Consider the following 9,971-nt stretch of genomic DNA (forward strand, 5'->3'; position numbering starts at 1 on the left):
CCACTCGGGAGATCCGATGCTCCGACTTCCGCCCCGACCAGAACGCGCCGCCCCCCATGAGTGACAGCACCGGACGGACGGTGGAGGGCGGGGAACGAGGCGCGGACCCGACGCGGTCGGCTCTGATCATGATCGACATGATCAACACCTACGACCACGAGGACGCCGAGTTCCTCGTGCCGTCGGTCGAGAAGATCCTCCCCGTCCTGACCGAGCTGCTCGGCCGGGCCCGCGAGGCGGACGTTCCCGTGATCTACGTGAACGACAACTTCGGGCTGTGGCGCTCGCACCAGGGGGAGCTGCTGGAGGCGGCCCTGTCCCAGCCGAACGCCCATCTGATCGAGCCGATCCGGCCCGACGACCAGTCGCTCTTCGTCGTGAAGGCCCGCCACTCGGCCTTCTTCGAGACGCCCCTGTCGTACCTCCTGTCGAGTCTGAACGTCGGGCACGTGGCCCTGACCGGGCAGGTCACCGAGCAGTGCGTCCTCTATTCCGCCCTGGACGCGCACATCCGTCATCTGGAGGTGACGGTGCCGAAGGACGCCGTGGCCTCCATCCACCCGCATCTGGCCGACGCGGCGCTGGAGATGATGGAGCGCAACATGGGCGCCCGGATCCTCTCGGCGAAGGAGATCGACTTCGCGCCCCGCACCCCGTGAGAACGCCGGGCCGGCCCGTCGCCCCCGACCGGTACGTCCGGCAGCCGGTTCCGGTCGCCGGTGGGGCCCGCCTTACGGAGTGATGACGTACGGCCCCGCTCCCGGGTGGCGGCGGCGGTGTGCGCCTAGCGTGCCCGTATGCGTGTACTGGTCACCGGCGGTGCCGGGTTCATCGGGTCCCATGTGGTCGCCACCCTGCGGGAGCGGGGACACGAGGCGATCGTTTTCGACGTGCGAGAGGATCCCGCGGCCGACGTGCGCGACCCCGCGGCCATGGGCCGTGCCCTGGCCGGTGTGGACGCCGTGTGCCACCAGGCGGCGATGGTCGGGCTCGGCAACGGGGTCGCCGACGCGGCGGACTACGTCTCGCACAACGACCTGGGGACGGCCGTGCTGCTCGCGGCCATGGCGGACGCGGGTGTACCACGCCTCGTGCTCGCCGGGTCGATGGTGGTCTACGGGGAGGGGCGGTACGCGTGCGCGCGGCACGGAGCGGTGCGGCCCGGTCCGCGGGCGGTGGCCGATCTCGACGCGGGCCGGTTCGAGCCCGCGTGCCCGGTGTGCGGGGAGGACCTCGCCCCCGGGCTGGTCCGCGAGGACGCCCCGGCCGATCCGCGGAACGTGTACGCCTCGACCAAGCTCGCCCAGGAGCACCTGGCCGCCGCCTGGGCCCGCTGTACCGGCGGGACCGCGGTGTCCCTGCGCTACCACAACGTGTACGGGCCCGGCATGCCCCGGGACACCCCCTACGCCGGGGTCGCCTCCTTCTTCCGCTCGGCGCTCGCCCGGGGCGAGGCCCCGCGGGTGTTCGAGGACGGGCGGCAGCGCAGGGACTTCGTGCACGTCCGGGACGTGGCGGCGGCCAACGCCGTGGCGCTGGCGGCGCGGAGCGCCCCGGGTGCACTCACCGCCTACAACACCGGCAGCGGTGTGCCGCACACCGTCGGCGACATGGCGCGGGCGCTGGCCGCCGCGTACGGCGGGCCCGAGCCGGTCGTCACAGGTGAGTACCGGCTCGGGGACGTACGCCACATCACGGCGGACTCGTCGCGGCTTCGGGACGAGCTGGGCTGGAAGCCGGAGGCCGGGTTCGAGGAGGGGATGCGGGAATTCGCCCGGGCGGGGATGCGCGGCGCCCGGGGCCTGTCGTTCTGATCGGACCGGGGCTGTGAGGCCCGGCTTCCGTCACGCCCCGCGACGCCGGGACGATCCGGACGGCAGGCCCCGGGGCGGGCCCGGGGGTTCAGGACACGGCCGTGGGGAGGACCACCTCGAAGCGGCAGCCCCCGGGGATGTTGCGTACGCCGGCCCGGCCCTGGTGGGCCTCGACGATGCCGCGGACGATGGCGAGGCCGAGGCCCGCTCCCGCCGGGGGCGTCCGGGCATGCGTGCCGCGCCAGCCGGTGTCGAAGACCCTCGGCAGGTCCTCCTCGGGGATTCCCCCGCAGCCGTCGGTCACGGACAGGACGACGCCCTCGGGAGAACGCTCGGCGGCGATCGCGACCGTGCCGTCGGCCGGTGTCCGGCGGATGGCGTTGACCAGCAGATTGCCCAGTACGCGGCTCATCTCCTTGCCGTCCACCTCCACCGGCACCGGCTCGATACGGCCGCCCACCAGCCGCACCCCGTGCTCGCGGGCGAGGGGGTCGGCGCCCGCGAGGGCGTCGCCGACCAGGTCGTACAGGGACATCCGGGTGGGGGTCAGGGCCAGGGCGCCGGCGTGGATGCGGGAGAGTTCGAAGAGGTCGCCGACCATGTCGTTGAGGCGTTCGACCTCGGTCCGCATCTGCTTGAGGTAGCGGGCCGGGTCGGCGGCGACGCCGTCCTCCAGGGCCTCCGACATGGCCCGCAGACCGGCCAGCGGGGTGCGCAGGTCGTGCGAGATCCAGGCGACGAGCTCACGGCGGGAGGTCTCCAGGGCGCGCTCCCGCTCCCTGGACTCGGCGAGCCTGGCGCTGGTGACCGCCAGCTCACGGCTCACCGCGGCTAGTTCCGCGGTGGCGGGTCCGTCCGGGGCGGCGAAGTGCCCGCCGTCGCCGAAGGAGCGCGCGGCCACGGCGAGTTCGCGGCTGCGGGCGACGACCCAGCGGCCCAGCAGCAGCGCGGTGGCCAGCGAGACGACGGCCGCCATGGCGACGACGGTCGTGACCACGGTCAGGTCGTGCGGCGACAGGAACATCGCCCAGGCCACGGCGAGCGTGCCCGCGAGCATCGCGACGACGCCCACCGCCGCCACCACCGCGAGCGAGACGGTCAGCGAACGGCGGCGGATCAGACGCAGTACGCCCGCTCCGGCCAGCCCCGTCACGGCGGCACCGGCGAAGGCGTACAGGGCGATCAGGAGGCTGTCACGCACGGTCAGTCGTTCCCTTCGCCGGGTTCGAAGCGGTAGCCCACGCCCCAGACCGTCTGGATGAGCCGGGGCCGGGCCGGGTCGTCCTCGACCTTGCCGCGCAGACGGCGGACGTGGACCGTGACGGTCGACAGGTCACCGAAGTCCCAGCCCCAGACCTCACGCATCAGGTCCTCCCGGCCGAAGGCCCGTCCCGGGTGTCGCAGGAAGAAGGAGAGCAGGTCGAACTCGCGAAGGGTCAGGGCCAGTTCGGCGCCGTTCTTGGTGGCCCGGCGGGCCGCCGGCTCGACGCTCAGGCCGGCCGCCCCCAGTCGGCCCCCCGTGGCCGCGGGGCGGCTGCGGCGCAGCACCGACTCGACGCGCAGGACGAGTTCGCGGGGGCTGAAGGGCTTGGTGACGTAGTCGTCGGCGCCGACCTCCAGGCCCAGGATGCGGTCGTCCTCGTCGCCGCGGGCGGTGAGCATGATGACGGGCACGGGGCCGTGGCCGCGGATCCGCCGGCACACCTCCAGACCGTCCATGCCGGGCAGCATCAGGTCGAGCACCACCAGGTCCGGCCGGTGCGCGGCGGCGCGAGTGAGGGCGGTCGGGCCGTCGTCGGCGCGGTCGACGGCGTAACCGGCGCGCTCCAGATAGCCGGCGACGACCTCGGCGACGGTCGGATCGTCGTCGACGACCAGGATCCTGGGGGGCCTGTCCGCGGTCCCGGGGGGTTCGTACGGCTGCTGCATGCCTTCAGCCTGACACCACGCCCCCGCCGGCGGGCGTCCGGGCACCGCCCTGGCTTGCGACGTCCGCGTTTCGTAAGGAGCGATGGTCCGGTATGCCCGATTCGCATTCGTAGGGTGAAACCGTGACGACTCCTTCGGACGTCGACGTGGTGCTGCCCTGCCTGAACGAGGCCGAGGCCCTTCCCTGGGTGCTCGAACGGATTCCGCCGGGCTGGCGCGCACTCGTCGTCGACAACGGTTCCACGGACGGCTCGGCCGATGTCGCCCGCGCCCGGGGCGCGACGGTGGTGACCGAGCCGCGCCGCGGCTTCGGCGCGGCCTGCCATGCCGGGCTGACGGCCGCCACCGCCGACGTGGTGTGCTTCTGCGACTGCGACGCCTCCCTCGACCCGGCGCTCCTGGTCCCCTTCGTGCGCGAGGTACGCGACGGCGCGGCCGACCTGGTGCTCGGGCGGCGGCGTCCGCAGGGACGGGGCGCGTGGCCGCCGCACGCCCGGGCCGGCAATCTCGCGCTGGCGCGGATGCTGCGCCGCCGCACCGGGCTGCGCCTGCACGACCTCGGCCCGCTGCGCGCCGCCCGCCGCGAGCCGCTGCTCGCCCTCAACCTCAGCGACCGGCGCAGCGGCTATCCGCTCCAGATGGTCGTGCGTGCGGCCGACGCCGGATGGCGGATCGCCGAGCACGACGTGCCGTATCTGCCGCGGAGCGGGGCCTCGAAGGTGACGGGCACGTGGCGCGGTACCTGGCAGGCCGTACGGGACATGAGCCGCGTGCTGGCCGAGACGCCCAACGAGCAAGGAGGAACCGTCCGTTGACCACACTCCTCGTGATCGCCAAGGAGCCGCGGCCGGGCCGGGTCAAGACGCGGCTCACGCCGCCGTTCACGCCCGGGCAGGCCGCCGAACTGGCCGAAGCGGCCCTCGCGGACACGCTGCACGCCGTGGCCGCCACGCCGGCCACCCGACGCGTCCTCGTGCTCGACGGTGCTCCCGGCCCCTGGCTGCCGCCGGGTTTCGACGTCGTGGCGCAGTGCGCGGGCGGTCTCGACGAGCGGCTGGCCGAGGCCTTCGCGCGCTGCGCCGGCCCGGCCCTGCTCATCGGCATGGACACCCCGCAGGTGACCCCGGCCCTGCTGACCGTGGACTTCGCCGACTGCGACGCATGGTTCGGACCGGCCGAGGACGGGGGCTTCTGGGCTCTCGGCCTGGCATGTCCGGACCCCGCGCTGCTGCGGGGTGTGCCCATGTCTGCGCCGGTGACGGGTGCCGTGCAGCGGGCCCGGCTGATCGCCGCGGGCCTGCGGGTACGGGACCTGCCCCGGCTGCGGGACGTCGACACCGCCGCCGACGCCCACGCGGTCGCCGCGCTGGCCCCGCGGGGGCGGTTCGCGGCGCGGCTGGCCCGGTGTCCGGCCGGGAAGCCGGTGGCCAGGCCGGTCTCGCGTCCGGCCGATCCCCGATGAGCACCGCCCCGGCGGCGGCCCTGGCCTGGGCCGCCGCCGACCCCTACGACGCCGCGCTGCGCGCCGGCCGCGGCCCCCTGTTCCTGCGGCGCACCGACGGCTGGCTGCTGCCGCTGGAGGTGGAGCGCTGGTGCGCCCGGGCCGACCCGGTCGACCGGGACGTGCTGGACCGCTGCGAGGGGACCGTGCTGGACGTGGGGTGCGGGCCCGGGCGGCTGGTGGCGGAGCTCGCCGCCCGGGGGCGGGTCGCCCTCGGCATCGACGTCAGCGAGGCCGCGGTGGAGCACACCGTGCGGCTGGGGGGCCAGGCGCTGCGCCGGTCGGTCTTCGAGCCGCTGCCCGGCGAGGGCCGCTGGGACACCGTTCTGCTCATGGACGGCAACATCGGCATCGGAGGTGACCCGCGCGCCCTGCTGGACCGCATCGCCGGGCTGCTGCGCCCAGGGGGGCTGCTGATCGCCGAGACCGCCCTCGCGGATGTCGACGAGCGCGTGCGCGTCCACCTCACCGATGCCCTGACCCTCGCCGGTGACCCCTTCCCGTGGGCACGGCTCGGCACCCGCGCGCTGCTCCGGCACGCGCGGGGCTGGGAGCCGGCCGGTCAGTGGACGGCCGGGGCGCGCCGCTTCGCCGCCCTGCGCAGCCGCAGCAGCCGCAGCGCCAGCAGCAGCGCCGAACCGCCGAAGAGGACCGCGGTGATCAGCAGCCAGCGCGCGGGGAACACGTCGGCGGGCAGGCCGGTGGCGGACCGGTAGCGCCGCTCCACCATGCCGCTGATCAGCGGGAACCACACGAGGAGCAGCAGTCCGGAGAGGGCGCACGGTACGCGCACGTACATCGCCCACTCCCGGCGGCGGACCGCGCCCAGTCCCCGCACCATCGCCCGGTCCGCCGCCGCGTACAGCGGCAGCAGCACGAGGTCGTGGAGCAGCGCCGCGCCCACGACCCACAGCGCCACGCCGAGCCAGTCGCCGGCGAGCAGACGCACCCCCGCATAGGCGGCGAGGGCGAACGAGCCGCACAGCAGCAGCAGGTGCAGGGGGCTGCCGATGGCGAAGCGTCCTCGCATCACAGGTCTCCGAACGTCATTCGGGCCACCCACTTGGTGTTCAGCACACCGGGGGCGGCGGGCACGATGATCCGCGCCGGGTAGCCGTGGTCGGGGGACAGTTCCTCGCCGTTGACGTAGAGGGCGAGCAGCGAACGCGGGTCGGCCACCTGGTTGGCGCGCAGGGCGGCCTTGCGGAAGGCGCCGCGGGGCTGGAGGGACTCGACGAACACGTCCGGCGGGTCGTCCTCGTACCCGACGAGGGCCGCGAGGTCGCGCAGCCGCACCCCGCGCCACCACTGGTCCGGTGTGGACCAGCCCTCCACACAGGCGATGGGCAACGCCGCGCTGTACAAGGGGAGCCGAGCGAGCTGGGCGCGGCTGAGGCGGACGGTGCCGGTGCGCCCCCGCACGACGAGCCGCCAGGCGTCCGGGGCCGTGTGCGCCGTGTCGATCCCGGCGTACGCGGCGGTCTTGTTGATCTGGAAGCCGTTCGGGCCGCTGCCGGGTTCGCCGCCGCCGTGCGGGGCGAGGAGGGCGGTGCGCCGCAGCGCGCCGCCGAAGTTCTGCCCCGCGGTCGTGGCGAACAGCAGCAGCGAACCGCCCCCGACGAACCACAGGGCGCCCCGCCGGGAGACGGTCGGCTCGGTGGGACGCGGGGACACCAGGTCGTTCTTCTCCTCCCGCAAGTGCCGCAGATTGCGCAGCGCGGTGGGCGTCTTCAGCAGCGCGTGGGCCACGAAGGCGGCGAAGAACACCCAGGCGCCGTAGAAGTGCAGGGGGTAGAACGAGCCGGGGAAGACGTAGTCGAGCTGGACGTTGAGGACGCCGGTCACGAACTCGAACAGGGCGCCGCCGACGAGCAGGAGCAGCGAGATCCGCTCCAGGGCGTGCGCGAGCGAGCGGGCCGGGGGCAGGGCGAACAGCCTCGGCACGACGGACCACAGCTTGGCGAGCAGGACCGGGATCAGGGTGACGCCGAGGGTGACGTGGACGCCCTGGTTCAGCCGGTACAGCCAGTGCGGGTTCGTCGGCCAGGCGAAGAGGTAGAAGCCGAGGATCCCCTTGTCCGGGGTCTTGTCGTTGACCGGCGACAGGTCCGGGTTGTAGGCGGCGTACGAGACGAGCCCCGTCACGAACAGCACGGTGATGCCGGCCAGCAGGACGAGGCCGAGCACGGAGGTGAACCAGGGGCCGCGCAGGGGGCTGCGCCAGAAGCCGGGGGACGTGGGGAGCCGGGGAAGGCGGGGGTCGTCACGCATGAACCGACGGTAGGCCGGGGCCGCCCCGCGTGAGGGCGCGCGACCCATGACGAAACGCTGACGTCTGGCCCGGTGGGCGGTCCACGAGCGGGCGCACGGCCTAGCGTGCCGGTGTGATCCACACCCCTCCCTCCACTCCATCGTCCCGAGGCCCGCGCCGTGACCTGTACGCGGCCGGGGCCGCCGTGCTGCTCGTGACGGTGTCGGTGCTCGTCGGCCGCCGTATCGAGGAGACCAGCCGGACGCTGTTCGTCGACTGGCCCCCGCTGCTGGCGTCCTGGGGACCGCATGCGGGCCCCGGCACTCCGGCGGCCGTCCTGGTGGCCGTCGCCACCGTCGCCCACGGGCCCGCCCTGGCGGCCCGGCTGCCCTGGCGCGCTCTGCTCCCGGCGGCCTGGGGCACGGCCACGGTGTGGACCGTCTCGCTGGCCCTGGTCGACGGCTGGCACCGGGGCATCGCCCGCAGGCTCACCAGCCGCTACGAGTACCTCCAGGTCATCGACCGCTTCCACGACATCCCGGAGGCGCTGCGCCACTTCACCCAGCACATCCTGCTCGACTCCCCCGACAACTGGCCCGCCCACATCGCCGGGCACCCGCCCGCCGCCACACTCACCTTCGTGCTGCTCGACCGGGTGGGGCTGCGGGGCGGGGGCTGGGCCGGGATGTGGTGCATCACCGTCGGGGCGACCGCCTGCGTGGCCGTGCTGGTCACGATCCGCGCCCTGGCCGATGAGGCCCTGGCCCGCCGGGCGGCCCCCTTCCTGGTCCTGGCCCCGGCGGCGGTGTGGATGGGCACCTCGGCGGACGCGTACTTCGCGGCGGTGGCGGCGTGGTCGGTGGCGCTGCTGGCCCTGGCGGTCACCCGGGGGTCAATGTGGTGGGCGGGCGCGTCCGGGCTGCTGTTCGGCCTGACCTGCTACCTGTCGTACGGCCTCACGCTCGTCGCGCTGATCGCGGCGGCGGTCCTGGTGCTCGGCCGCCACGCGGTGAGGGGGCGCCCGGTCCTGCTGCTGCCGCTGCTGGCGGGGCTGGCCGTGGTCCCCGCGGTGTTCACGCTCGCGGGCTTCGACTGGTGGGAGGCCTACCACCTGCTGGTCACGCGCTACCACCAGGGCGCGGGCGGGATCCGCCCCTACGGCTACTGGGTGTGGGCCAACCTGGCCTGCACCGTGCTCATCACGGGACTGGCGACGGCGGCGGGACTGAGGCGGTCGGGGGCCGTCCTGGCCCGGCGGCGCACCGGGCCCCCGGCCGGCCGCCGCCTGGCGTTCCTCGTGGCCGCCGCGCTCCTCGCCCTGCTCGTCGCCGATCTGAGCGGCATGAGCAAGGCGGAGACGGAACGCATCTGGCTGCCGTTCGCCCTGTGGCTGCTCCCGGCCTGCGCGTTCCTCCCCCGCCCCCGTGTCTGGCTGGCCGCGCAGGCGCTGCTCGCCCTCCTCCTCAACCATCTGCTGCTCACCGGGTGGTGACCGGCGCCGGGGGCGGGTCCCGGTGCGTGTGTCAGGCGGCCGGGCCGACATCACTCCTCACCTCGGCGCCGGCGTTCTCGTCCGCCGCCGGGCGCAGGCGCAGAAAGGCGGTGATCTGCTTGCCCTCGCCGAGGGACGTGACGGCGACGGCGGTGCTGACCGTGTGCACCACGTGCATTCCGTGGCCGCCGAAGCGCTGTCCGTCGCGCTGCCTGACCACCGGCCGCTCCGGCGATGTGTCCCACACGGTGATGGCCAGCCCTTCACCGGACAGCAGAAGGATCAGCCCGCAGGGGCCGGGAGCGTGCCGGATGGCATTGGTGACGAGTTCGCTGACGACGAGTTCGGCGTCGATCGCCAGGAGGGCCGGTACGGGAGGGCGGCCGTTGCACGGTACGTATGCCAGGAACGCGCGCAAAGCCCGGCGCGCCTCGACGGCGCATGCTGCGCCTTCGGCCCAGCATGCGCCGTAGCGCAAGGGGGCCTGCTCGTCCGCGCCCGGCTCATCTGCCGCCTGCTTCATAAGCGGGATGACCATGAGGGCTCTTTCGTTGTTGTTCGTGTTGCTCAGGGGTCTTTCGGTCGTTCGCTTACCCCAGCGTGGTCCGCCCATACTGCCGCCGGCCCTCCGTTGTGATGTGCTTCGCGCCGCAGTCCTCCGGCGGCGACGGCCGAGGCGGGCAGAAGCACCGCGGTGAGGCCGCCTCACAGGGCGGTCGGGCCGTGGGGGGGTGAGAGCGGTGCACGGCCGTCACGTCCACGGCACCCTCGACGGGCCCGCGCTGACGGCACGGGCGCCGACCTGCTGACGGCCGTACCGCGCCGAGCCGCCGCGGCCCGCGGCCGGCTACGGCGGTCTCCCGGCGAACCCCCTATGGGGGGATCGGTCGCTAGTGCCGCGGCAGGCAACGTTCGCCCCGTCGCGACGCCCGGCACGCACTCTCGCCGCACCGGGCGCAAGCCCAAGTACACCCAGTACGAGGG

10 protein-coding genes are annotated in these 9,971 nt (G+C 74.3%); 6 read left to right on the forward strand and 4 right to left on the reverse strand.

Features of this window, described 5'->3' with window-relative positions:
* Positions 1–56: 56 nt before the first annotated feature.
* Together ABTX62_RS26405 and ABTX62_RS26410 are read left to right on the forward strand one after the other, a co-directional pair.
* Positions 57–659, forward strand: coding sequence for a cysteine hydrolase family protein (locus tag ABTX62_RS26405; protein WP_352118537.1), 603 nt, complete (start codon positions 57–59; stop codon positions 657–659).
* 138 nt (positions 660–797) lie between these two features.
* A complete protein-coding gene (locus tag ABTX62_RS26410; RefSeq protein WP_352118538.1) occupies positions 798–1,814 on the forward strand; it encodes an NAD-dependent epimerase/dehydratase family protein in 1,017 nt (338 codons plus the stop codon).
* Positions 1,815–1,902: 88 nt separating this feature from the next.
* Here the strand turns inward: ABTX62_RS26410 and ABTX62_RS26415 are convergent, their stop codons facing one another.
* The gene (locus ABTX62_RS26415; protein WP_352118539.1) at positions 1,903–3,015 is read right to left on the reverse strand and encodes a sensor histidine kinase; all 1,113 of its coding nucleotides are present in this window, start codon (positions 3,013–3,015) and stop codon (positions 1,903–1,905) included.
* A gap of 2 nt (positions 3,016–3,017) precedes the next feature.
* Positions 3,018–3,743: a response regulator transcription factor gene (locus ABTX62_RS26420; RefSeq protein WP_352118540.1), complete on the reverse strand. Its 726-nt coding sequence runs from the start codon at positions 3,741–3,743 to the stop codon at positions 3,018–3,020.
* Between the two features lie 122 nt (positions 3,744–3,865).
* Between ABTX62_RS26420 and ABTX62_RS26425 the strand changes: the two genes are divergently transcribed.
* From ABTX62_RS26425 to ABTX62_RS26435, 3 genes are read left to right on the forward strand one after another with little or no spacing between them, the layout of a single operon-like run.
* Positions 3,866–4,558, forward strand: a complete 693-nt coding sequence (locus ABTX62_RS26425; RefSeq protein WP_352118541.1) for a glycosyltransferase family 2 protein — start codon at positions 3,866–3,868, stop codon at positions 4,556–4,558.
* Entirely contained in the window at positions 4,555–5,205 is a 651-nt protein-coding gene (locus ABTX62_RS26430; RefSeq protein WP_352118542.1) for a TIGR04282 family arsenosugar biosynthesis glycosyltransferase, read from the forward strand. The genes ABTX62_RS26425 and ABTX62_RS26430 overlap by 4 nt, the downstream gene beginning before the upstream one ends.
* Positions 5,202–5,960: a class I SAM-dependent methyltransferase gene (locus ABTX62_RS26435; protein WP_352118543.1), complete on the forward strand. Its 759-nt coding sequence runs from the start codon at positions 5,202–5,204 to the stop codon at positions 5,958–5,960. The genes ABTX62_RS26430 and ABTX62_RS26435 overlap by 4 nt, the downstream gene beginning before the upstream one ends.
* 313 nt (positions 5,961–6,273) lie before the next feature.
* Here ABTX62_RS26435 and ABTX62_RS26440 read toward each other — a convergent pair whose 3' ends face one another.
* A complete protein-coding gene (locus tag ABTX62_RS26440; RefSeq protein WP_352118544.1) occupies positions 6,274–7,515 on the reverse strand; it encodes a molybdopterin-dependent oxidoreductase in 1,242 nt (413 codons plus the stop codon).
* Between the two features lie 116 nt (positions 7,516–7,631).
* On the opposite strand from ABTX62_RS26440, the gene ABTX62_RS26445 reads away from it, so the two are divergent.
* Entirely contained in the window at positions 7,632–8,987 is a 1,356-nt protein-coding gene (locus ABTX62_RS26445; protein ID WP_352118550.1) for a hypothetical protein, read from the forward strand.
* A gap of 31 nt (positions 8,988–9,018) precedes the next feature.
* Here the strand turns inward: ABTX62_RS26445 and ABTX62_RS26450 are convergent, their stop codons facing one another.
* Positions 9,019–9,525, reverse strand: coding sequence for an ATP-binding protein (locus ABTX62_RS26450; RefSeq protein ID WP_352118545.1), 507 nt, complete (start codon positions 9,523–9,525; stop codon positions 9,019–9,021).
* Positions 9,526–9,971: the final 446 nt, after the last annotated feature.

The organism is Streptomyces sp. NPDC096046 (assembly GCF_040303285.1).
GTDB lineage: Bacteria > Actinomycetota > Actinomycetes > Streptomycetales > Streptomycetaceae > Streptomyces.